This window comes from Flammeovirgaceae bacterium SG7u.111, assembly GCA_034044135.1.
In the GTDB taxonomy this organism is placed as follows: Bacteria; Bacteroidota; Bacteroidia; order Cytophagales; family Flammeovirgaceae.
In genome coordinates this window covers 4,845,412-4,868,963 of record CP139021.1, presented here as the reverse complement: position 1 = coordinate 4,868,963, position 23,552 = coordinate 4,845,412, and the positions used below count along the sequence as shown (strand labels likewise).

At 38.8% G+C, this 23,552-nt stretch carries 17 protein-coding genes; 9 read left to right on the top strand and 8 right to left on the bottom strand.

The features are described from left to right. Positions 1-144: 144 nt before the first annotated feature. The 6 genes from R9C00_19030 to R9C00_19005 all read left to right on the top strand — a co-directional run bounded on the left by R9C00_19030 (position 145) and on the right by R9C00_19005 (position 7,183). The gene (locus tag R9C00_19030) at positions 145-891 is read left to right on the top strand and encodes a cytochrome c oxidase subunit 3 (GenBank protein WPO33795.1); all 747 of its coding nucleotides are present in this window, start codon (positions 145-147) and stop codon (positions 889-891) included. Positions 892-947: 56 nt separating this feature from the next. Beyond that, positions 948-1,283 carry a cytochrome C oxidase subunit IV family protein gene (locus R9C00_19025; protein WPO33794.1) on the top strand — a complete coding sequence of 112 codons (336 nt, stop codon included), beginning with the start codon at positions 948-950 and terminating at the stop codon, positions 1,281-1,283. A 332-nt stretch (positions 1,284-1,615) separates the two neighbouring features. Beyond that, positions 1,616-2,194, top strand: a complete 579-nt coding sequence (locus R9C00_19020; GenBank protein ID WPO33793.1) for an SCO family protein — start codon at positions 1,616-1,618, stop codon at positions 2,192-2,194. 21 nt (positions 2,195-2,215) lie between these two features. Continuing rightward, complete coding sequence (locus R9C00_19015) at positions 2,216-2,764, top strand: DUF420 domain-containing protein (protein WPO33792.1); 549 nt, start codon at positions 2,216-2,218, stop codon at positions 2,762-2,764. Between the two features lie 47 nt (positions 2,765-2,811). Further along, positions 2,812-3,093, top strand: coding sequence for a hypothetical protein (locus tag R9C00_19010; protein WPO33791.1), 282 nt, complete (start codon positions 2,812-2,814; stop codon positions 3,091-3,093). Positions 3,094-3,520: 427 nt separating this feature from the next. Next, entirely contained in the window at positions 3,521-7,183 is a 3,663-nt protein-coding gene (locus R9C00_19005) for an ATP-binding protein (protein ID WPO33790.1), read from the top strand. Positions 7,184-7,209: 26 nt separating this feature from the next. On the opposite strand, the gene R9C00_19000 is transcribed toward R9C00_19005, so the two are convergent. From R9C00_19000 to R9C00_18990, 3 genes are all read right to left on the bottom strand, one after another. Then, positions 7,210-8,730, bottom strand: a complete 1,521-nt coding sequence (locus R9C00_19000; protein WPO33789.1) for a SpoVR family protein — start codon at positions 8,728-8,730, stop codon at positions 7,210-7,212. 38 nt (positions 8,731-8,768) lie between these two features. Then, entirely contained in the window at positions 8,769-10,034 is a 1,266-nt protein-coding gene (locus tag R9C00_18995) for a YeaH/YhbH family protein (protein ID WPO33788.1), read from the bottom strand. A gap of 99 nt (positions 10,035-10,133) precedes the next feature. Beyond that, positions 10,134-12,062 (bottom strand): PrkA family serine protein kinase, encoded by a 1,929-nt coding sequence (locus R9C00_18990; GenBank protein WPO33787.1) that lies wholly within the window; start codon positions 12,060-12,062, stop codon positions 10,134-10,136. 855 nt (positions 12,063-12,917) lie between these two features. Here R9C00_18990 and R9C00_18985 point away from each other — a divergent pair. Next, on the top strand, positions 12,918-14,603 hold the full coding sequence (locus tag R9C00_18985) for an AMP-binding protein (GenBank protein WPO33786.1): 1,686 nt from the start codon (positions 12,918-12,920) through the stop codon (positions 14,601-14,603). A gap of 92 nt (positions 14,604-14,695) precedes the next feature. On the opposite strand, the gene R9C00_18980 is transcribed toward R9C00_18985, so the two are convergent. Together R9C00_18980 and R9C00_18975 are read right to left on the bottom strand one after the other, a co-directional pair. After that, entirely contained in the window at positions 14,696-15,148 is a 453-nt protein-coding gene (locus tag R9C00_18980) for a hypothetical protein (protein WPO33785.1), read from the bottom strand. 150 nt (positions 15,149-15,298) lie between these two features. Continuing rightward, a complete protein-coding gene (locus R9C00_18975) occupies positions 15,299-15,940 on the bottom strand; it encodes a hypothetical protein (protein WPO33784.1) in 642 nt (213 codons plus the stop codon). Positions 15,941-16,267: 327 nt separating this feature from the next. Here R9C00_18975 and R9C00_18970 point away from each other — a divergent pair, with 327 nt between their 5' ends. After that, entirely contained in the window at positions 16,268-18,205 is a 1,938-nt protein-coding gene (locus R9C00_18970; protein ID WPO33783.1) for a DUF3857 domain-containing protein, read from the top strand. A 78-nt stretch (positions 18,206-18,283) separates the two neighbouring features. On the opposite strand, the gene can is transcribed toward R9C00_18970, so the two are convergent. The 3 genes from can to R9C00_18955 all read right to left on the bottom strand — a co-directional run bounded on the left by can (position 18,284) and on the right by R9C00_18955 (position 21,740). Continuing rightward, entirely contained in the window at positions 18,284-18,922 is a 639-nt protein-coding gene (gene can / locus R9C00_18965; protein WPO33782.1) for a carbonate dehydratase, read from the bottom strand. Between the two features lie 6 nt (positions 18,923-18,928). Then, positions 18,929-20,497, bottom strand: a complete 1,569-nt coding sequence (locus R9C00_18960) for a SulP family inorganic anion transporter (GenBank protein ID WPO33781.1) — start codon at positions 20,495-20,497, stop codon at positions 18,929-18,931. A gap of 565 nt (positions 20,498-21,062) precedes the next feature. Further along, on the bottom strand, positions 21,063-21,740 hold the full coding sequence (locus R9C00_18955; GenBank protein ID WPO33780.1) for an FkbM family methyltransferase: 678 nt from the start codon (positions 21,738-21,740) through the stop codon (positions 21,063-21,065). Positions 21,741-22,050: 310 nt separating this feature from the next. Between R9C00_18955 and R9C00_18950 the strand changes: the two genes are divergently transcribed. After that, positions 22,051-23,397 (top strand): NAD(P)/FAD-dependent oxidoreductase, encoded by a 1,347-nt coding sequence (locus tag R9C00_18950; GenBank protein WPO33779.1) that lies wholly within the window; start codon positions 22,051-22,053, stop codon positions 23,395-23,397. The last annotated feature ends 155 nt before the right edge of the window (positions 23,398-23,552 follow it).

Below are 23,552 nucleotides of genomic sequence, written 5' to 3'. Positions count from 1 at the left end.
TAGCACTAAATCTAAAATTGTAAGCTTTATAGCTTATATAACTATACTCATTTGCCTTCATAACCAATAGCTTATGATTTAAGCAAGTTGTTAGGGCAAGGAGTGACTTAAACTTTTTCATAAACCAATAATAGTAAACTCTTTATGTCTGCATCTACATTTGTAGTCAAAAACCCAAGGGAAAATATTTGGGATGGAGGTAAATCTCCAATGAAGGCCAGTTACGGGAAAATAATGATGTGGTTTTTCCTACTGTCCGATGCCCTCACTTTTTCATCTCTTCTTATCTCTTATGCAGTGGTGAGGTTCATGCACCCAGCTTACGAAGGGAAAATTTCTGAATTTACCGCTTCTGATAAGTACTGGCCAGTGCCTGAAAAGGTGTTTGATGCTGCTCCATTTGGCATCCACAATGCACCTCTTCTTTTTGTAGGTCTTATGACGTTTATCTTGATCTTAAGTAGTGTCACTATGGTGTTTGCTGTAGAAGCAGGTCACCGTATGGATAGAAAAGGGGTTGAGAAGTGGATGCTATGGACTATTATTGGCGGTTTGTTGTTCTTAGGCTGCCAAGCGTGGGAATGGACTCACTTTATCCACGGTACCGAACATGGTACATTGCTCACCAATGGCGAGCTGTTTTTTGGAGCTAACCTATCGCACAACGAGTACGGACCTCCTTTGTTTGCTGCTTTCTTCTTTTTCATTACAGGATTCCACGGTACTCACGTAGCCAGTGGCATTATTTTAAACATTGTCATTTTCTACAATGTAGTGATGGGAACTTACGATAAAAGAGGTCACTATGAGATGGTAGAGAAAGTTGGTCTATATTGGCACTTTGTAGATTTGGTTTGGGTATTTGTGTTTACCCTTTTCTACCTTATCTAATTCCGACAGATAGAACTTTTATTTGAAAAGCATTATTAATAATACAAAGATTCATTATGGCAACTCACGATCCTAGCATGTCTTCTGACGAGATCAGAAAAGCTAATCAGAAACAAATCTTAAAAATAGCCTTAATATTGGCGATAGTTACGGGTATTGAATTTGTGTTGGCGTTTATATGGCCAGAAAGTGTGAGCAGGTTTATGTTAAATATTTTGTTCATCATTCTTACCCTAGTAAAAGCATTTTATATAGTAGCTGAATTTATGCACTTAAAAGGTGAGATCAAAACACTGGCATATTCAGTATTACTTCCATTGGTATTCATCGTTTGGCTTTTGGTTGTTCTTTGGGTAGAAGGGCAGGAAATGATAGATCCTTTTACTATTTAGAGTAGCTATTTATCGGCTAGCGCTTTTTGGTGAGATGTTGTCGTGGATTACGACGGTATCTCACCAATTTTTTTTGGATATGCTTAAGGTTTTGAAAGAAACATTTTAGTTAGAACTTGATTTTAACATTAAAAGTCAGTCTTCTAAAAAAGCGACATGTATCTTTGCATGTCTTGTTTGACATTCGCCCCTTTGATGGTTTTCCTTAAAGGAAAGAGACTACTAAACTTTTGGATTAGAGAATTGAATTATATATGCAAAGTAAAGCAAAGAAATTAACGATTCTGTTTTTGATATTGTTCTTTCCAGTGATTGTGTTCTTGTTTTTGAACATGGCTGGAGACAATAAATTTGAGCTGCAGGTTTATAACCCACAAGCTGTTAATTGTGAGCCAAATTTGATAGATAGCGTTCATAGGATTCCCTCTTTCAGTTTGCTTAACCAAGGAGGAGAAAAGGTGACTGAAAAGGATTTAGAAGGGAAAGTTTACGTGGCTGATTTCTTCTTTAGCCGCTGCCCCAATATTTGTATCGAGATGACCTCACAGTTGTTAAGGGTACAGGAGGCTTTTGAAAATGAGCAGGATTTGATGATCGTCTCCCATTCGGTAGACCCCGAGCACGATCAGCCTGCTGTTTTAGCAGAATATGCTAAGGAAAAAGGTATTGACTCGAATAAGTGGCAATTGCTCACAGGAGATAAACCTGCAATTTATGAGTTGGCTCGTTGCGGATATTTCATTACGGCAAAGCCAAGCCAGACCTTGGAAAACGACTTTATCCATAGCGATCACTTAGTTCTTGTTGATAAAGAAAAGAGGATTAGAGGTTATTACAGCGGCACGGACAGGGAAGAGGTGGATAGGTTAATCACTGAAATCCATGTTCTTTTACACGAATACAATCAATAAATTATAAAATCATCATTGAAAATGACTGTTCAAACTTCAACTTCAAACGATAAAAAGTACTTGTGGATTATCGGTGTGCTATCCATCGCTGTTCCAGTGTTGGTAGCCATATTACTTTTCTTACCGAATAGAACTACTCCCGAAGGAGGGTGGGTATACTTTCTGCCCCATTTGCATGGAACTATTAATTCTATCACAGCTATTTTGTTAGTTTTTGCTCTTTATTTCATCAAGAACAAACAGATCACCTACCACAAGTTTTGTATGAATATTTCATTTATTCTAGGAGCGATATTTCTACTTTCTTATGTGATTTATCATGCGTCAGTTGAGCCTACCAAATATGGCGGCGAAGGTTTGATGAAAGGGGTATATTTCTTTGTGTTGTTGACGCATATAGTGCTCTCAGCTGTAGTGGTTCCTTTGGTTTTGCTGGCATTCTATTATGCATGGACAAGTAAGTTCGATCGCCATAAAAAAATAGTCAAGTTCACTTACCCTATCTGGTTATATGTCTCTGTTACGGGAGTGATAACTTACCTGATGATCAGTCCATATTATCAGTATTAGGCAGGAATGATTTTGTAGTGAATCGTGTTTATTGAAAAAGACATTTTATGAAGAAGATATTGATAATCGCTGTTTTAGCTCTGGTAGCCATCACCGTTCTCGATGTGGATGTTTATGGGCAATGTGCCATGTGTAGGGCCTCTGTAGAAAATAGTATAAGCAATGGAGAGAACACAATAGGAGCGGGATTGAATACAGGGATTTTGTATTTGGGGGCAATGCCTTATTTGCTTTTTGCCGTGATAGCTTGGGCATGGTATAGAAACAGTAAAAAGGAAACTGGTAAAAAGATTAGGGTTGCCCAAATCATCAAAGCGAAATTACGTTAACTATTTCCGACTACATTAAAAAAATTGTATTAAATTGATATTTGAAAAGCTTGGCTACTATTGCCAAGCTTTTCTTGTTTGTGGTTTTAAGAAACATATTTCGAAGGCAAAGTATGTTTTTGTAACTAATTGAAAATTAGACTGATAATATGATTTTTGTAAAAATAATGAGTGCGTGAATTTGGATAGGTTAATTGAAAAGGTCGGTGTTTCTCTAAATATCATTAATTTAGGTTTGATGTTTCCCATGAGTGACAAACAAGGTGGATGATTATTTTCATCAAAACTTGAGATAAGTGTATGGTTTTTGTGAAATAAGAATGAAAAAGAAATATCCTATACTTTTTGCACATAGCTATTAAGGAATAACATAAAAAGCCTTAACTTTTGATATGGCTAATGGTACAAAGGAAGAACGAATCTACTATTGAAACTTTCCAAGTTTACATATCTCATACTATCAGCAGTATCTCTCCTTTTGGCTGTGGCGCTAAGGGCTTACTACCTCAGCGAGCCTAATTATGAGCTTTATGTAAAGCGGGTAACCGAAAATTTTGAGTTGGAAACAGTGTTAGCCAATAATCAGATTTTTGAGCTTCAAAACGTAGTCAAAAAAAAAGGCGAGCAAGTAAATTTTAGTGATTTTTATGATGTGAATGCCCCTTTTCCCGCATTTGTTTTTAAAAATGAAGAACTGATTTTTTGGTCGGACAATAGCATCAATATCCCTCTTAAATGGGCAAATGCCAACTTTATAGATAAGAGTGAGGCATATAATAATTCCATTTATTATGTCACGCGTTCCCGTTTTACAAACGGCTATCAGATTGTGGTAGTTATTCCTCTGAAGCGGTCATTTTCTATAGAAAACCAATATTTTACATCACATCTCAATAAAGATATTTTCCCTGAGGAATCTGTGGAAATTGTATTGTCCAAAGAAATAGGGGAACCTATATATAATTCGATGGGTCGCTATGCTTTTTCCCTTGACTTTCCAGAAGAATTCAGCTACTATTCTGACAAACAAATAGTAGTGCTAATGTTTATCATCATCTCTATTGTTTTCTTGTTCCTTTTTATTCGAAAAGCCATTCATTACCTGCTTCAGAGAAATAAATCGTTACAAGCCTTTAGTATCTTGCTGGGTTTTGTAGTGGGGCTAAGGACACTTATGCTAACATTTAAGCTGCCCCATTCAATTATTGACACTGCTATTTTTGATCCAGATCTTTTTAGCTCCTCATTTATTTCACCGAGTTTGGGCGATATGCTGCTGAACATGATTCTTCTAGCTATGTTGCTAGGTTTTGTAGCTACGCATCTGTCCAAACTAATAAATTTGAAACGCTTGGAATCTGTTCCAAGGCTTCATAAAAAAGTACTGTCTTTCATGTTGATCGTGCTTACCTATGTGACCATTTATGCACTTTATCAGATATACCACGATGTATATGTAAGGTCTGGAGTGTCCTTGGATATCACTACCGACTTCCATTTTCCTACAGTGAAGATTATTGCCTATATAATATTTATTATCATGGTTTTGATCTACTTTACTGTGTGTAATTTGGCGGCAAGGCTGTTGAATAGGCTAGGGTTTACGCTTTATGCAACTACGGTCGTCTTTGTGGCGGGCAGTTTGTTCTATTATCTTATCACCATGTTTCTTGATAGCCAGAATATAGTGATTTTCAATGTCAACGCTATCTATTTCGCAGCTATCACTTATTTGTCGTTTCCCCAATCACTCCGCTCTACCAACTACAAGACTTTTGTGTATTTATTTACCTGTTCGGCAGCTTGCGCAATAGTTGGCTCTTATGCAGTATATAGAGGTGGGCAAGAGATAGTGAAAAAAAATAAAAGTGAATATGCGTCCCTGCTATCGGAGGAACATGACAGTTTTGCTGAGTTTAAACTAAACGAAATTAATGCGAAGGTAGGTAATGACCCTATTATTAAAAATAGGTTTATAGGGACTGAGTTTTCAGAGGATGAGATCAAAAGAAAGATCAAGTTTTATATACCGAATTACTTTGATAAGTATGATTTGAACATTCGTCTATTTCAAAGTTCAGGAGAAGAATATGGCAATACGAATATCTCATACAATACATTAATAAAAATTTACAATAAAGAATCATACAGAACTGACTCTGAGCAAATCTTTTTCATAAGTGAAGTAGCAACAGGAAAAAACCGTTATCTCAGTACCATCCCACTGAAAAGAAATGGAGAGGAATTGGGTTTCATCGTTTTGGATTTTACTCTCAAAAAAAATGTTCCCAACAGTATTTATCCGCCTTTTTTGGACGATGAATTTGCTTCGCTGAACAAATACAATGAGTTTAGCTACGCTGTTTATCAGAATGAAAGATTAGCGTTTAGTTCAGGGGAATTTAATTACGATAATAACTTTTTAGAGTTGTTTAAGCATGAAAAGGGGTTCTTGCAGTCTGAATTGGAAACGAAAGATCATGATCACCTCAGGCGATTGGGCGAAAATAACAATAAAAATGTCATAGTTACCTCTGAAAAATATCCACTTGGACGTATCTATTCTAACTTTTCGTTCTTGTTTTTGATGCTAATCTTCATCATGATGTTCATGATTTTAGCTATCAATTATTCACCGAAAGAGCGTAAGGAAAATATCAATTTTGCTACTAGGATTCAGCTTTACCTTAACCTTGCTTTTTTCTTGCCACTAGTATTTGTGAGTGTGATTACGGTGAGTATTCTTACATCAAGTAACCAAAGTGAAACTCAAAGTTACTATTTGGAAAAGGCGATTAGTGTAAGTCAAAATATCACGGATGATTTCAATGAGTTTATAGATCAAAGTACAGAAGCAAATGCGCTCAATGAGGTTATAGCACGTATTTCTAAGTTTGCCCAATCTGATATTAACATTTTTGACAACTCGGGAAAACTTTTGGTTGCTAGTCAAGAATATATTTTTGACAACGATTTGCAGGCGAGGTTGGCAAACCCCGATGCTATCATAAATATCATTGAAAATAACCAGGCGAAGCTCATGGCGAACGAATCTTTGGGAGATTTGCGCTACAATTCAGCTTATGTTGGTATCCGTTCTCCAGACTCTAGGGAAATCTTAGGTATTGTAGGTATTCCGTTTTTTGGTTCGAAGTACAAATTTGATCAGCAGATCATCGATTTGCTTACTACCATCATGAATGTATTTACCGCAAGCTTTGGCTTTTTGCTGTTGCTCTCCTATCTTTCCGTTCGTTCCTTGATCAATCCATTGGTGATGGTGACCCAAAAGATCAAGAAGATCAGTCTGAGCAACCGAAATGAATCTATCGATTATTATTCGAATGATGAAATAGGATTGCTGATAGGGGAATACAACAAAATGTTGGTGAAGCTTGAAGAAAGCAAATCAGCTTTGGCAAAAAGCCAGAAAGAATCTGCATGGCGCGAGGTGGCAAAGCAAGTGGCGCATGAAATCAAAAACCCACTTACACCCATGCGTCTTTCACTCCAGCAGTTGGAGAGGGTATTGCCCGAGGAAAACGAGCGTTCGCGTAGGGCTATAGCCATGCTGCTCAATCAAATTGAAACCCTCAACGATATCACTACTTCATTCTCAAATTTTGCCCAAATGCCGGTTCCTAGCGAAGAGAAGTTTGAGATTTCCTCTGTGCTGAACCAGACGATTACGCTTTACGATGGCAAAGAGTTGGTAATTAAAAAGGAGATACCCAAAGGAGAATTTTATGTAAATGGTGACCCTCAATTGATGAGTAGGATTTTTACCAACTTAATCCTTAACGGTATTCAGGCCGTTCCACCAGAGAAAGATCCTGAACTAAGAATCCGCCTCAGAACCTACGATCCCAATAGGGTTTTGATGGAATTTGAGGATAATGGGCTTGGGATTCCAGAGCTTATCCAAAACAAGATTTTCATTCAAAACTTCAGTACCAAATCGAATGGGTCGGGGATAGGTTTGGCCATTGCTAAGCGTGGGATTGAGCACTCGGGAGGAAATATTTGGTTCGAAACCAAAAAGGGCGAAGGAACTGTTTTTTACATAGAGATGCCTTTGCATAGCAATTAAAAAAGCCCCGAAGGGGGCTAGTTTCATTAATCTACACTGAAAGTTTCTTCATTTACGCCAAGCTTATTTTTGGAAACAAGAGATACTGGAAATCCCCAAAGATATCGGATGTGCTCAAGGGTTTCTTGTGCTTCCCGTTTATCCAGTTTTTTATCATCTGAAATTAAGTGAACAAGGTGGAGCATACTTGACTCGTGAAGGTCTACCTTTTCTACTTGGATATCGGGAACATAAAATGCCCTGCGGTACTGGTTGCTGAGCGTTTCCCTCACTTTTGAGTAGCCACGTTCATTATGAATTGCTTTAATGGTGTATTCATTTTCTTTGTCGTCATCCGCAAGAATAAATAAGCGCATATCTCGAATCACTTTTGGAGAGAGGTATTGGAGGATAAAACTATCGTCTCGGAAGTTTTCCATAGCATAATGCACTTGTTCCAGCCAGCCTTTCCCAGCTAGATTTGGAAACCATTCTTTGTCCTCAGGAGTTGGATTCTGGCAAATACGTTTGATATCGGTGAAAATATTGTAGCCTAGTGTATAAGGGTTTAAGCCCGAAAAGTATTTGCTGTTGTATTCGGGTTGGAAAAGTACGGAACTATGGCTGTGCAAAAACTCCAACATGAAACCATCGTCCACGTAACCTTCGTCGAACATATAATTGATGATGTGGTAGTGCATAAAAGTAGCATAGCCCTCATTCATTACCTTGGTCATGCCTTGTGGGTAGAAATATTGGGCAACCTTCCTTACTATTCTGATCAACTCCCTTTTCCAAACAGGCATGGTTGGGGCATTTTTTTCAATGAAATAAAGGATGTTTTCCTCTGGTTCTTCGGGGAATTTATTCCTATTTTTTCTCGACCTTTTTTGTTCAAACTGGTTTTGGGGAATAGTTTTCCAAAGCTCGTTATAATTTTCTCTTTTAGCCTCGGTGAGGGATTTGAGCCTTGCCTCTTCTTCCCTTGCGGAAAGCTTTTGTGGTTTGCGGTATTTGTCCACGCCATGGTTCATGAAAGCATGGGCCGCATCAAGAACAGCTTCCACTTCTTCCCACCCAAATTCTTCTTCGCACCGAATCACATAGTCGCGGGCAAACACCATATAATCGATGATAGAATCAGCTGAAGTCCAATCCTTGAACATGTAATTGTTCTTGAAAAAAGCATTGTGGCCTTGGCAAGCATGGGCAATTACCAACACCATCATACAGGTAGTATTGTTTTCCATGTTGTAGCTAATGCAAGGATCGGAATTGATCACCATTTCGTAGGAAAGTGCTTGTTGGCCCTTGCTGTAACTGTTCTGGTTGATCACGAAATCTTTTCCAAACTTCCAGTGAGGGTAGGAGGTCGGCAAACCTACCAAAGAATAGGCGTCGAGCATTTGCTCAGAAGTGACTATTTCTATTTGGTTGGGGTAAATATCCAAGCCAAAAACATCTTTTCCAATATACTCTGTAAGCTCATTGGCAGCTTCGAGCGTATGGAAATCCCAGGTAGGCTTGGAAAACATTTTTTTATATACTTCTTTATTTTTAAGCGGCATAGTTTAGTTTTTTTCCATTTGAGAAAGAAGAGAAGGATTTATGCTTCTATCTTGTTTTTCCTGAACAGGCCTTTGAACACAGGCCATATTTGATTCACGTCAAATATATTTCTCATGAAAAAGCTTTGGCCGTTTTGTAGTGCGCTGTAAGCTTGCCACAAAGCACCATCCATTTCATGATCGTTTATTTCAATATAGGCCATGTATTGGATGATGGGAAGGATATTGTCGTTCAAAATTTTGTAACAATCAACGGCATCTCTTTCCGACCAGACGTCTCCATCGGTGGCTTGGCAGCAATAGATATTCCACTGGTCGGTTGGGAAGCGGTCTTTTATGATCTCGTGCATCAGCTCTAGCGAAGGGGCTACCACAGTTCCACCACTTTCCCTCGAGTTAAAAAACTCTTCTTCATCTACTTCTTTTGCCATGGTATGATGGCGGATGAATACGATCTCCACATTGGAGTATTGCTTTGTGAGGAAAAGGTAAAGCAGGGTGAAAAAACGCTTCGCAATGTCTTTTTCATGATAGCCCATGGAAGCTGAAACGTCCATAATACAAAACATTACTGCTGAAGTTGTTGGCAAAGGAACTTGCTCGAAATTGTTGTAGCGCAAATCGACATCCTCAAAAAATGGAATAGTGAGCATCATGCGCTCCGTTTTCTCTATTTTTTCCTCAAGCTTAGCCTTTTCGGTTTCTGATTTTGCCTCGGTCAGAAGTTTTTTAAGCCTGCTTATTTGTGCTTTGTAGGCCCCGGTAAGTGATATTTGTCTTGCTAATGATTGTTCGTAACTCGATTTTACATTTAGCCTTGAGGGAACTCCGTATTTTACAAAACCAGCACGCTTGTTTTTGAAGTTTTCGGTACTTTCCATGTGTTTTTTCACCATGTTTGGTAGCTCCATATCATCAAAAAAGTAGGCGAGGAATTCTTCTCTAGAAAGCTCTACGAAAAATTCATCTTCGGTTATTTCTGGACTGTTTGAACCCTTGCCTCTGCCGCTTCCTTTTCCTCCTCCTTCGGGTTTGGGAATTTTATCTCCTTCTACAAACCGGTCGTTGCCTGGACGAACTACATCTCGTTTTCCCGACTGCGGATTGTGGGAAAACCGAGGTTCTCTAATACCTTTCACAGGTACTTTTACATTGCCACCGCCATTGCTGTCTCTTATAGATTCTTTACTAATAATTTCGGGTAGGGCACGCTTTATTTGCCCCTCCACTCGTTTCAAAAATTTCTGCCGATTGTTGAGGGATTTACCCTTTGTATTCTTCCTTTTATCTATGATTGTGCTCATATACTGGCTCTAGTTGGAGAATTGGGAATGGGAAAGAGTTGGTTGAAAGGTAACACTTACCCCAGCTGAAAAGCTGGGGTAAGGTCAAAAAAAGCTAAATTAGGACATTGTCTTTCTTACCCTCATAAACCAGTCTACCAAAATCCTAATTTGGCGCTTGGTGTATCCTCTCTCGGTCATTCTTCTTATAAAATCCATGTGTTTCTTCTCGTCATCCTTGTTAGTTTTTGCCGTGAAGGAAATAACAGGGAGTAAGTCTTCGGTATTGGTGAAGATTTTTTTCTCTATCACATTTTTGATTTTCTCATATGCATCCCAGCGAGGCATTTTACCATTGTTTGAAGCCTTGTAGCGCAAGGTAAAGTTGGTTACTTCCGACCTAAAATCTTTTGGGTTGGCAATACCAGCAGGTTTTTCTATTTTCTCCAACTCCTCGTTGAGCATTCGCCTGTCAAATACCTCTCCCGAATCTTGGTCGCGGTAGTCGTTGCGCTGCATCCAGTAGTCGGCGTAGATCACATATTTTTCAAAAATGTTTTGCCCATAAGTGCTATACGATTCTATGTAAGCCTTTTGGATTTCATCGGCGATGAACTCTGCATATTTGCTAGCCAAAATTGCTTTTATAATATGCAAGTAACGATCTTCAGTATCCTTATTTAGTTGTAAGCGAACTACCTCTTGCTCCAATACATAAAGCAAATGAACTGGGTTTGCAGCTATTTCCTCACCATCGTAATTAAATACTTTGGAAAGCACTTTAAAGGCAAACCGGGTAGAGATCCCCGTCATTCCCTCGTTAATTCCAGCCTCATCTTTATACTCTTGTAAAGACTTTGCATTTGGGTCGGTTTCTTTGAGCGTTTCCCCGTTATATACTCTCAGTTTTGAGAAAATGCTAGAGTTTTCAGGCTCGTTCATACGGGTCATCACCGAGAATTGGGCAAGTAGTTCTAGCGTTTTTGGGGCACAAACCGCTTCTTTTAAAGAACTTTCTCTTATCAGTTTTTCATAGATTTTCACCTCTTCGTCTATACGTAGGCAGTAAGGGACTTGTACCTTATATATCCTGTCTAGAAAAGCCTCATTTTTCTTGTCCGTGGTAAACTTCTGCCATTCCGATTCATTAGAGTGAGCAAGGATAAGCCCATCGAATGGGATAGCGCCAATAGGCTCCGTTCCTTTGTAGTTGTTTTCCTGCGTGGCGGTCAGCATCGGGTTCAATACTTTTATAGGAGCTTTGAACATCTCTACAAACTCCAATACGCCCTGGTTGGCAAGGCAAAGCCCTCCCGTGTAAGAATATGCATCAGGGTCACTTTGTTGGTATTCGGCAAGCTTTCTTATATCTACTTTACCCACCAAAGTTGAAATGTCTTGGTTGTTTTCGTCGCCAGGCTCGGTTTTCGAAATGGCAATTTGGTTTTGAACAGATGGATAGAGTTTTACAACTTTAAACTGGTTAACATCGCCGTGGTATTCCCTCAGCCGCTTGTTGGCCCAAGGGCTCATGCTTATAGGAATGTATCTCGATGGTATTTTATATTCTTTCTCCATTTCGGAGCGGTAGTCAGCAAATAACCCTAGTGGGCTTTCAAAAACAGGACTGACCTGATTTTGAGCTTTTAGTACATAGATTGGATACTCTTGAATTAGTTCTTTTATTTTTTCTGCCAACGAACTTTTACCACCACCAACAGGACCCATGAGGTAAAGGATCTGTTTCTTTTCTTCCAAGCCTTGTGCTGAGTGGCGGAAGTAAGAAACAATCTGCTCTATGGTTGTTTCCATACCAAAGAAGTCCTTGAAAGCAGGGTATATTTTTATTTTTTTATTGGAAAAGATACGGCTCAGCTTGGGGTCATCTCTAGTATCTATTGTTTTAGGCTTGCCAATAGCCTTCAGAATCCTTTCAGCTGGTTTTGCATAAACATCATGGTTCTCTTTGCAGAGTTCCAAGTATTCTGCTACTGAAATTTCATTGACCTCCGTGCTGTAATTTGTTCTAATTTTTTCAAGTACACCCATTATGAAGCTTTTTTTGTTAAAAATTTGAATTGAGGTTAACCTATGCTTTTGACATACGCACGCCCATGCCATATGGCGGCGTCTCTTCCCCCTCGTGCTCGTTATTTTGTTTCAAAAAAAATGGAAAATTCCCGGGTATGCTGATAGTAAAAATGTCAGGCGAATTGGCTCTTTTTATTAGGCTGATTGTGCAAAACAATTAGTGGTCAGCCTTTGCTATTAGATTCGTTTCATATATGTAATATGTAAATTATATATGGTATTTGGTTTGTTTTTGGTAATCTGGTCGTGAATATTTATATCCATTCAAATGTGTTAAAATTCATTTTTACTTACACTTTTGTATCGAATACATGAAAATTTAGCGATCAACTGCCGCAGCAGCTATTTGGTAAATTCTCAAGAAACCGGGATTGAAAAACGTCCAAGAATTGAATTTGCGCCCTGAGGAAACGTATTTCAGGATGCATGTTTTGCGCCTACACCTTGTCATCTCGTGACTAGTGCTCAATTGGTATAACAACAATTTAGTAAAAAGTATTCACCTTCTCTACGGAATTATATTATTTTAACTAGAATAAAGTGTTTATAAAATTTTTTAAATAGCAAATGTTTTGTATTATTATTTGGAATAAAGTAAAATGCAGCTTTCTATAATTTTACTTTAGCGTACTAGTTTGAAATTTTTTATTTATTAAAAATCAAATGTTTTTTTTGGAAAAAGTTAACTTTAGTGCCTAAAAAAACTAACCATAAGGTATGTTTTTAGGTTGTAGTAAGAAATGATCCTTTTAATAAACATTGCCCAATCGCCTTACATCGACTAGCTGTCTTTGACCTTATACCAACGTAAATATGAAAGAACATAAGTGGTTTGAAAAATACCCAGAGGGGACTAAGCACGAAATAGACCCTGATATTTATCCTTCTATGCTTGAAATGCTAGAAGAAAGCATGAAAAAGTACGAAGGACTAATTGCCTACGAGGGCATGGATAAGTCGCTCAAGTTTGAAGATATAGATAGGCTTACCAAGGATTTTGCAGCCTTTTTGCAGAGTTTAGGCTTAAAGCCAGGCGATAGAATTGCTATCCAAATGCCCAATGTCTTGCAATATCCCATCGCCTTATTGGGATCGATAAGGGCAGGGCTCGTTGTTGTAGGCACTAACCCACTTTACACAGCTCGGGAAATGGAGCACCAGTTTAAAGACTCTGGGGCAAAAGCCTTGGTGGTATTGGCTAACTTTGCCTCAAGTGCCCAAAAAGTGCTTCCACAAACAGATATTGAGCATGTAATTGTTACCGAAATAGGCGATATGCTTGGTGGCATTAAAAAGCCGTTGGTGAATTTTGTGGTGAAGTATATCAAAAAAATGGTGCCTTCCTATAGCCTTCCAAAAGCTATCAAATTCAATACTGCGCTTGCCAAAGGTGCATCAATGACCTACAAGCGACCAACCATCACTGGTGATGACCTGATGTTTTTGCAGTACACGGGTGGTACTACCGGTGTTTCGAAAGGGGCGATGCTTACCCACAGGAATATTCTGGCAAACATGCTCCAGATTTTGGAATGGATGAAGCCCAAGTTGATTGAACGCAAAGAAGTAGTTGTCACTCCACTTCCTTTGTACCATATTTTTGCCCTTACGGTAAACTGTTTGGCCATGCTTCGCATTGGTGCTAAAAATGTACTTATAGTGAACCCGAGGGATATGGAAGCGTTCATCAAAGACATGGAAAAATATCCTTTTTCCGTGCTAACTGGTGTCAATACACTTTTCAATGCGATGCTGAACAACGAGCGGTTTAGGAACTTAGACTTTTCGTCGTTAAAAATAGCTGTAGGTGGAGGCATGGCGGTGCAAAATGCTGTAGCCAGAAAATGGGAAGAGGTGACAGGCACTCCTCTGGTAGAGGGGTATGGGTTGAGCGAGACTTCGCCTTTGCTCTCATGCAACCCTATTGATGGAACTGAAAAAATAGGTACCATTGGGCTTCCGGCTCCTAGTACGGAGATAATTGTGGCAGATGAAAATGGTGAACAGCTTGAGCAAGGGCAGGTAGGGGAGATTTGTGCCAAAGGGCCACAGGTGATGAAAGGATATTGGAAACGAGACGATGAAACTCGAAAGGTATTTGTAAACGGCTGGTTTAGGACTGGAGATATTGGGATGATGGAAGAAGATGGTTTTTTCAAGATAGTAGATAGGAAGAAGGATATGATTTTGGTCTCAGGCTTTAACGTGTATCCTAACGAAGTAGAGGATGAGATTTCAAAACACAAAGGGGTGATGGAAGTAGCAGCTATTGGCGTACCCGATGAAAGATCTACCGAAGCGGTAAAAGTGTTTATCGTTAAAAAAGACGAATCGCTTACTGCAGAAGACATTCGGACGTACTGTAAAACTTGTCTTACAGGCTACAAAGTTCCCAAATATGTAGAGTTTATGGATGAGTTGCCAAAATCGAACGTAGGCAAAATATTGAGAAGAGTTCTTAAAGAAAAAGAAAATTCAAAGCAGACTACTAATGCTTAAAGAGTTTGTTTTACTTTTCTTGCAGTATCACAAAAGACCTCGCATTGCGAGGTCTTTTGTGCTGTAAAACGATGAGGAAGAGTTTTGGATGGCTATGCCTTCTCTTTCTCTAGAAAATTCATAAATGATTGTACGATTTTGCGGTTCTTATCTAGTTCTGCAGCAGAGGAAAACCTACCTAGGGTAATGATCAAGCCTTTTTCATCGAGCTTTTGGCGGTCTTTGTGAGCTTCTATTACATCCACAACCGCACCAGAGGTCTGGTTGACTAATAAGCTGAACTCTATCAGCTTGAAACTGCTTTTTCCAGCAGCTGGCATAAGTTTGAATTTTACAGCAGTATAATCTGTCCCTTCAAAATCTACTGGTTTTTTTACTGTAAAGTGAACCTGTCCTTTTTCACCAACAAGTTTTTTAGCAGACTGGATCACATCAACAGATTCACCATAATAATATAGCTCAAGGTGTTTGATGAAATCGAATTGGTCTTTTGTTTTTGGGGCAGCAGGTGCTGGAGTTGGAGGCTGTTTGTTTATGTTTTTCATAACTCTAAGGTGTTTTTAAATCATATAAAAAAGTTTAAAGAAGTCCCTTAATTATTTTTATTTTCTTCTTTATTTCAAAAATATGTACTCTTAAAACGCACCATCTTACCAAAAATGATAAAGAGGACACTGTTCTTTTAAGTAGAAGGTTTATTTTGTAAATATTCGACCGATTCTGAGTCCAATATTTCCAGAAAAAGATTTGTCAAGCCCGAATCCATCTGTGTTTCCACTGGCACTCAGGAGGTGTTGGTTGGATACTTCTGCAAAGAGATGTACAAATTTGAAGCGGTTTTTAAGTTTGAAAACAACTCCACCGCCGAGGTTATAACTCAAACCATTAAAATCAGTCGTTTTTTGAGGTTGGGTAGTATTTGCGGCATCTGGTGAACCAAACTTATACTTGCTTACCGAAATACCTGCTAGTGGGTAGAAGTCAATAAATGACTTGCCAGCTCCCAGCATTTTCAGCACGTGCATATTTACGGCGGCCTGGCTTTCAAAGATGCTCATGTTTGTTTGGGGGTTCAGCGCAGACTGGTAGATGCCAATCCCTCTGATCGAAACCATTATAAAGTCCTTTCCGGTAACTAGGCCAATGGTACCACCGCTCACTTCTTGAGAGGTATTTGTTCCCGTGGCTCTATAGCCGCCCATTAGCTCTATCCCTACATATGATTGGGAGATTTTAAACTTTCGCTTTTGGGCAAAACCTGTGAGGGTGAACATAAATATCAACATCACTAAAAGGAAGGAGGTCTTCGTGGCTTTGGTTGGTGCTACTCTATTCATCGCTTTGTTTGTTAGTAGGGCGCTTTCGAGTTGTCAATTGTTATTCATTCAACCACTTACGCCCTTGGTTTTCCGAACTATTTTCTCTTTTCTAACGCCCTTTTTATGTTTAGCACCAGTCCGTAGTAGGACTAGTTTCTTCTCGAACTTACAAGAGTTTAACAAATATTGATTTGTCCAAAAATACAATACAGCGAGTTCCACACGTTTTACCTAGATGTCATCACTCCAGCCTAATCTAAAAACCTACTTTTTTTTCTGCAATTTTTGATTGTATACTTTTTTTATTCTGTTTTTTCTATTTTTAATAAAAAACTATTCCATGCTATGAATTTTACTCGACCAGCAATTTTGTGCTCAATATTGCTTCTCTCATTTATTTTCTTTTCAAAAACAATACACGGACAGCCGATAACTTACAAATGGGGCAAGCCCAACAAAGATGAAACCGCATTGAAAGTATGCAATTATGATAGCGCCGCCAATGCAGTTGTATTGGTAGATAAGATGAAAGTGACATTTATCCCAAGCGGGGTGCTATACACACGAATTAAAAGGGTGAAAATCCTAAATAAAAATGGGTTTGATGAGGCTGATATCAGGCTCAATTATTATTCGAATGATAACCTTGAAAGTATTACTAAGCTAAAAGCGCAGACTTTATTGATAGATAAAAAAGGGAATGTAACCAAAGTGCCGGTAGCTAAAAAAGATATTTTTGATGTAGAAGTAAACGAATTCTATAATCAAAAAAGGTTTACTTTCCCAGCTATAGAAGAAGGCTGTATTATTGAATATGAATCTGTAATGCTATCCAAGGTGTTTGCTGTGCTTGAAAAATGGCAATTCCAGAATGAGATACCAACCCTGCACAGCGAACTTGAAGTGGTTATTCCTCAAGGGTTGGAGTATAGGTTATTGTTCAATGGGTCGAAGTTGATCAAAAAATATGGGCATCAAACAACCAACCATTGGATACTTAAGAATATGGATGCTCTTAAAGATGAGGAGTTTGTAGGGAATTACATGGATTATGCAGAATGGGTAAGCTTCCAATTAGCATCCTATTACGATAACGGGATTAGTGGTTCTCAAACTCACTTGATGAACTCTTGGGAGCAGTTGGCAGAAGATGTTATCAAAAAAGAGGAGGTTACCCGTTACCTCAACAAAAGAGGGGTTGCTAGAAATATATTGGAAACAATACCGAAACTCAACGGGAAGCCTTCCAAAGATAAGATGATAGCTATTTATGATTATGTGAGAGGGAACTACTCAAAAAATGGCTATTATGGAACTATGACTCAGCAAAAGCTCAATGAACTGCTGGAAACAAAGGAAGGGATGACTACAGAGATTAACCTTTTGTTGGTTTTATTGCTGCGTGAAGCTGGTTTGGAAGCAGATCCCTTGCTGATAAGTACCCGTACGCATGGGCGGGTTACTGAAGCGTATCCTATGATATCGCAATTTTCAGATATGCTTGCCTATGTGAAAATAGGTGAAGAAGGTTTCATTTTAAATGCTACCAATGCTGCCCGTCCTTACAATTTACTAGATGAGAACGACCTAAATCTAAAAGGGTATTTGCTTAGCAAATCCCAACCTAGGTGGGTTGATATTGAACAAAAGAAAGGGGTGGGGGAATCGGTAAGGGTTAGCGTAGATTATAGTGATGTAGAAGCTCCCAAGGTTAAGGTACAAGCATCTTATTCTGCTTATTCTGAAATGTACAAAAGGCAATTGATAGGAAAAAAAGGACAGGATGTATTTTTGTCTGGTCTTATAAAACCAGATATCGCTGATGTAAAGGAGATGAAAGTAGAAAACCTTGAAGATGACTCCAAGCATTTAAGCATAGCTTCTGAGTTGGTTTTAGAGCAGCTTTTTGAAGAGGATGATGAGGTGATTTACCTTCAACCTAATATTATTGACGTGTTTAATGAAAACCCTTATAAACAAGAAAAAAGAAGGTTGCCAGTTGAGCAGACTATTTCCCAAAAGTATAGCTATAGTTTTGATGTTATTTTACCAGCGGGGTACAGCGTCGTAGAAGTTCCTGCCGATGTGGCTTTGAAGCTGCCGAATAACTATGGAAAATTGCTTTATAAAACCACCCAAAAGGAATATGGTTTTAATATCATGGTTTACCTAAATATTACAGATAGAAATGTGCCTCCAGTTCATTATAAAGCCCTGCAGCAATTCTATACACTTTTAAGCGAAAAGCTAAATGCACAAATAGTATTGAAAAAAGCGAGTTGAAAAAGCTTGAACATAACAAAAAAAAACGGAGCCGCCATTCATATCGCTGCTCCGTTTTTGTACTTATGCTTTTACTTCTTATTTATCGTCATGGTCGAAAAGGAAGATCTTATCCATTTCCGAATTAGGTGGTTTTATGCATAAATCGTTCAGAAGGCCATCCTCTAGCCCGTAGACCCAACCATGAAGTGTAGGGGCATTGTTTTCATGCCATGCACTTTGAATAATTGATGTTTTGGCAAGGTTGAGTACCTGTTCTTGTACATTGAGCTCTACTAAGCGGTTTTCCCTTTTTTTGAGGTCTCCTATTCCTAGTAGCTCATCTTGGTGTATCCTATAAATATCCTTGATGTTTCTTAACCACTTATTTATCAACCCAAAATTTTGGTTGGTCATAGCAGCTTTTACACCTCCGCAGCCATAATGCCCACATACTATCACATGTTTCACTTTCAATACTTGAACGGCATATTGCAACACGCTCAGCATATTAAGGTCGGTATGCACCACCATATTGGCTATGTTGCGGTGTACGAATACCTCTCCAGGTTCGGTTCCAGTTATTTCATTTGCTGGAACACGACTGTCTGCACAGCCTATCCACAAGAACTCTGGGTTTTGGATACTAGCCAAGTGTTTGAAATAATCAGGAGCGAGCTGTAGTTTTTCTTGAACCCAAGCCTTGTTTTGTAATAATAATTTTTGGTATGTTTCCATTTTATATTAGTCTTTTGTATTTGAATGAGTCAGTTCTAATGGCTGGTTTGAAAACTTGGTACTGTGAAGGTTTTTAAGCTCTATTTTCAAATTTTTCTGATCCGCTTGGTCTACGAATTCTTGTAGAAGCTCAATTACGTCATTGTCTATAAACATAGCGTTTGTTCCATCTATTATTACGTTTGAACCACTTTCTATGTTCTCCAAAGTTTCGTTGATCACAGCTTTATTCAAAAAGGAAACATCTCTCATCAGTTTGATAAGCACAAGGTTCTTTTCCTTGATAATAGCCATAGGCGAATGGAAGTTGGTTCGGATTACAAATACAAGCCCTACTACTATACCTATAGTAATACCTATCAATAAATCTGTAAGCAAAATAGCGACAACAGTGATAAGGAAAGGGGCAAATTGTTCCCATCCTTTTTTGTAGATAACCTTGAAAACAGACGGTTTAGCTAATTTGTAGCCAACTTGGAGTAAGATCGCTGCCAATGAAGCCAGAGGGACAAGGTTCAGGTACTTTGCAAAAAATACTACTGATATCAGCATGAATACACCATGTGAAAAAGCAGTCATTTTGGTTCTGCCACCAGAGTTAATACCAGCAGAACTCCGAACAATTACGGAGGTAAGTGGAATACCACCTATCAGCCCTGAAATGGTATTGCCAACACCCTGTGCGAGTAGCTCTCTGTTTAGTGGCGACTTTCTTTTGTATGGATCAATTTTATCGACAGCCTCAATGGTTAACAAGGTTTCAACACTGGCTATAAGCCCAATAGTTACTGCTAATATCCATACATCTTTGTTCATTATTGCCGACCAGTCTGGGGTGTTAAAACCAGAGACCATCTCACCCAAACTATCCGATACCGGAAGTGAAACCAAATGACTTGGCGCTAATTTTAGTTGAGGGGCAACCAATCCAAAAAATTCGTTGAATATTATGCCTAGCACAACTACAACAAGAGCACCTGGCAGCCAGCGCATATTTTTTAGGAAGGTTACTTTTTCCCATAAAATAAGGATACCAAGTGAAATGAAACTAATAATAAATGCCCCCCACTCCACATGAACAAGGGATTCTAACAAAAGAGTCAGGGTGTTTTCATCACTGGTGGCCTGGAAGCTGTCTTTCCCAAAAATCTCTACATCATAGCCAATGGCATGAGGGAGTTGTTTCAGTATCAGTATCAAACCTATTGCAGACAACATGCCCCTGATAACCGAGGAAGGGAAGAAGTAGGCAAAAAAACCTGCTTTTAATAAACCTAAGATGATTTGAAGGATACCAGCTATCACTACTGCCACAAGGAATACTTCGAAACTTCCAAGTTTCTCTACACCTGCTAGCACTACTGCTGTAAGTCCGGCAGCAGGGCCAGCTACGCTCATTTGAGACCGGCTAATCAGCGGGATGACCAATCCGCCTATCATTCCGGCAATAATTCCAGATGTAAATGGTGTACCAGAGGCAAGGGCAATTCCCAAGCACAGTGGTACAGCAACGAGGAAGACAACCAGCCCTGCGGGGATGTCATATTTCAAATTTTCAAAATATTCTTTTTTCATGGTTTTGGTTCAAATGGGTTTAAATTGGGTATAAGTCTCCTGTTTAGTTAAAGAAAAAAAGATTAGGAATTTTTTAAAAAAGGCAGGATACATTGTTGTAAGACATGCTAATATACCTTGTTTGCTAAAATAAATAATAGCATGGAAATGGAACAAAAAACTTTAGGTTTTGTTTAGATCGATTCTTAATAAATGTGTTATATACGCATTTATTCTCCTAACTGATTAGAGTATAGCCTTGACTACACCTTTGGGAAAGAAACAAATCGACAGGGCAATCCAAAAAATAGTTGACTTATTGGCTGGGAATGTATCTTGTTTTTACAGAAGCTCCACAAAGTTAGCAATGGAGGGGTATGTTGATGGGCTTAACTAATGGGTGTAATTAGCCTGATCTGGCGAGCTATTTTTCAATAAGCATCTTTTTGATTCTTCAGAGTTTATATCACGGTTTAGCTTGTAAAGCCTTCTCGGCTTAAAATATAGTTTAGGCTACTAAAGCGAACGTTGTTTGACTTGGGGGATCTTGTGCAGTTTCAGCCATTGAACAACTTCATAGTCTCTTTTATCTAAAAACCTTTTTTGCCCTACGTAAGGAAATTTTCAGATTTTTTAGCTGCAAGGCCAATTTGTCAGAAAGGGTGATTTCAAATAATTCATTTTTGACAAAAACCGTGTCGCTTCCATCTTTGTACCAAATGAGGTATCCATTGTCTTGTATCCATTGGTTTATTTTCCCCATATAAGGGTTTACATAGAACTTTCCATGAGTTTCTACTGAAATCACTTTAGGCCTGCTTGTCATATGTTTGAGCACATACCATTCTGAACCTTCAATGTCTATGCTGATCAGATCAATGTTTTTTGGATCTATTTCACTGAACTTTTTACACTCAACCTCAAAATTTTTCGAACTGTCAACTTGGTATTTATCATTGATGAGCGCAGGGCTTGCTTCTAACTCAGATACAAAAGTGGAGGCATCTGCTTGAGACAAAGAGAGTTTGCCATTATAATCATACATGGCATATGGATACAACTGAACGTTTTTCTTATCGCCAAACAATTCTTTTATTTTTTTGATACTTGCAGGATCTGGCTCTACTAACATACAAGGTTGCCCATCTTCTATAAAATCAATAATATTAGAAGTTTCGGGCATATATACACCAACCTCACATGCGTTTTCTATTGCTATGCCTTTTTGTTGGAGCTTTCTGTAAATCTCTTTTTTTTGTTTCAAAACGCTTGTTTTAAGTGAGTTATCTTAGATGTAATTTGTAGCCTGAGCTCAGGGTAGTTTATCAAAAATATGTTTAATGCGAAATAAGTAAAATTTTAGAAGCTTTTATAGTTTTATAAGGTATTCGCATATCATGCTACTTACTTTTATTCGAATAGAATTTGTTACCCTAATACTGGCTACGTTCCCGTTATAACAATTGTTACGTTTATTATTTTACCTTAAAAATGAAACAATTGGAGGGTGAAAATAGGTTTAAATAATGTGATACGTTATATAGTTGAATCTAATACTTACTAAACCATATCAGATGCAAAAAATAGATGTGCCAGACATGAACATCCCTAGGGTGGTGATCATTGGAGGTGGATTTGGAGGGATAGAGATTGCCAGAGGTCTCAAGGGGAAAGATGTACAAATTATATTGCTCGACCGCAACAATTACCATACTTTTCAGCCATTGTTGTACCAAGTAGCCACTGCTGGGCTTGAGCCCGATGCAATTGCTTTTCCTATCCGCAAAATCTTCAAGAACTATCCTAATTTCTATTTTCGCTTGGCTGAAGTAGAAGAGGTGAATGCAGAAGAGAACGTCATCAAGACAAATATCGGTGAGCTTTCTTTTGATTATTTGATCATAGCCACAGGTTCAAGCACCAACTTCTTCGGGCTAGATAAAGTGAAGCATTACGGCATGCCACTCAAAACAGTGGTACAAGCGTTGGATTTGCGCAGTCTGATGTTACAGAATTTTGAAAAAGCCTTGCTCGATGCCGATCTCAAAAAGCGGGAGAGCCGGATGAACTTCGTGATAGTGGGCGGCGGTCCAACTGGTGTGGAATTAGCAGGTGCATTGGGTGAGCTGAAAGGGCACGTATTGCCCAATGATTATCCAGAGCTAGATGTGCGACGAATGCAAATCCATTTGATGGAAGCTGGAAAAAGGCTGTTGCCAGGCTTGTCTGACCAGTCTTCGGAAAAGGCCCAGAAATATTTGGAGAAACTGGGAGTGAATGTGTGGCTCAATACCCAAGTAACGGATTTTGATGGGGACAAGGTGGAAACCAACTTAGGCAAGACAGTATTAGGAAAAACACTGATTTGGTCGGCAGGGGTGAAGGGCAATGTGCTCAAAGGTTTGGATGTAGGCCAAGTAGGAAAGCAAAACAGGATTTTGGTCGATGAGTTTAATCGCATCAAAGGGCATGATAATGTGTTTGCCATAGGTGATGTAGCACTTATGATCAACGATGATACCCCTCAGGGGCATCCTATGGTAGCGCAGGTGGCTATTCAGCAAGGAAGTAACGTGGCAAAGAATATTTATAAATGGCTTAAAGGAAAAGATCCCAAACCGTTTAAGTATACGGATAAAGGTTCAATGGCAACGGTGGGAAGGAACAAGGCTGTGGTTGAGCTTCCTAACTTTAAAGTCCAAGGCTTTTTTGCCTGGTCTATGTGGATGTTCGTTCACTTACTTTTCTTGGTCGGGTTCAAAAATAAGGCTATTGTACTGATCAATTGGCTGTGGAACTATATCAATTATGACCGAGGCATCAGGTTGATTATTCGTCCGTATAACCGGAACAAAAACAAAATGAAGGAAGTGGAAGAGGCAGAAGGTAAATCTGAAGCGGCAGCTTCGGTTATTGCCTAATTCTTTCCCTCATACCAATACAGTTTATGCAAAAGCTGGGCATGTTTCTACGCCCAGCTTTTACTTTTTATTTCCAGCCAATTGCTTCTAGGTTTTGGGGGCGTGGGGATTTTTTCCTTTTTTTGAAACCTTTTTTAAAGGTCGAGGCTTTTACC

What these genes read in the sequence shown, in the direction of transcription:
- R9C00_19030 (WPO33795.1), top strand. Translation starts at nt 145, where the DNA reads ATGTCTGCATCTACATTTGTAGTCAAAAACCCAAGGGAAAATATTTGG.
- R9C00_19025 (WPO33794.1), top strand. Translation starts at nt 948, where the DNA reads ATGGCAACTCACGATCCTAGCATGTCTTCTGACGAGATCAGAAAAGCT.
- R9C00_19020 (WPO33793.1), top strand. Translation starts at nt 1,616, where the DNA reads ATGGCTGGAGACAATAAATTTGAGCTGCAGGTTTATAACCCACAAGCT.
- R9C00_19015 (WPO33792.1), top strand. Translation starts at nt 2,216, where the DNA reads ATGACTGTTCAAACTTCAACTTCAAACGATAAAAAGTACTTGTGGATT.
- R9C00_19010 (WPO33791.1), top strand. Translation starts at nt 2,812, where the DNA reads ATGAAGAAGATATTGATAATCGCTGTTTTAGCTCTGGTAGCCATCACC.
- R9C00_19000 (WPO33789.1), bottom strand. Translation starts at nt 8,730, where the DNA reads ATGCCGCTTAAAAATAAAGAAGTATATAAAAAAATGTTTTCCAAGCCT.
- R9C00_18995 (WPO33788.1), bottom strand. Translation starts at nt 10,034, where the DNA reads ATGAGCACAATCATAGATAAAAGGAAGAATACAAAGGGTAAATCCCTC.
- R9C00_18990 (WPO33787.1), bottom strand. Translation starts at nt 12,062, where the DNA reads ATGGGTGTACTTGAAAAAATTAGAACAAATTACAGCACGGAGGTCAAT.
- R9C00_18985 (WPO33786.1), top strand. Translation starts at nt 12,918, where the DNA reads ATGAAAGAACATAAGTGGTTTGAAAAATACCCAGAGGGGACTAAGCAC.
- R9C00_18980 (WPO33785.1), bottom strand. Translation starts at nt 15,148, where the DNA reads ATGAAAAACATAAACAAACAGCCTCCAACTCCAGCACCTGCTGCCCCA.
- R9C00_18975 (WPO33784.1), bottom strand. Translation starts at nt 15,940, where the DNA reads ATGAATAGAGTAGCACCAACCAAAGCCACGAAGACCTCCTTCCTTTTA.
- R9C00_18970 (WPO33783.1), top strand. Translation starts at nt 16,268, where the DNA reads ATGAATTTTACTCGACCAGCAATTTTGTGCTCAATATTGCTTCTCTCA.
- can (WPO33782.1), bottom strand. Translation starts at nt 18,922, where the DNA reads ATGGAAACATACCAAAAATTATTATTACAAAACAAGGCTTGGGTTCAA.
- R9C00_18960 (WPO33781.1), bottom strand. Translation starts at nt 20,497, where the DNA reads ATGAAAAAAGAATATTTTGAAAATTTGAAATATGACATCCCCGCAGGG.
- R9C00_18950 (WPO33779.1), top strand. Translation starts at nt 22,051, where the DNA reads ATGCAAAAAATAGATGTGCCAGACATGAACATCCCTAGGGTGGTGATC.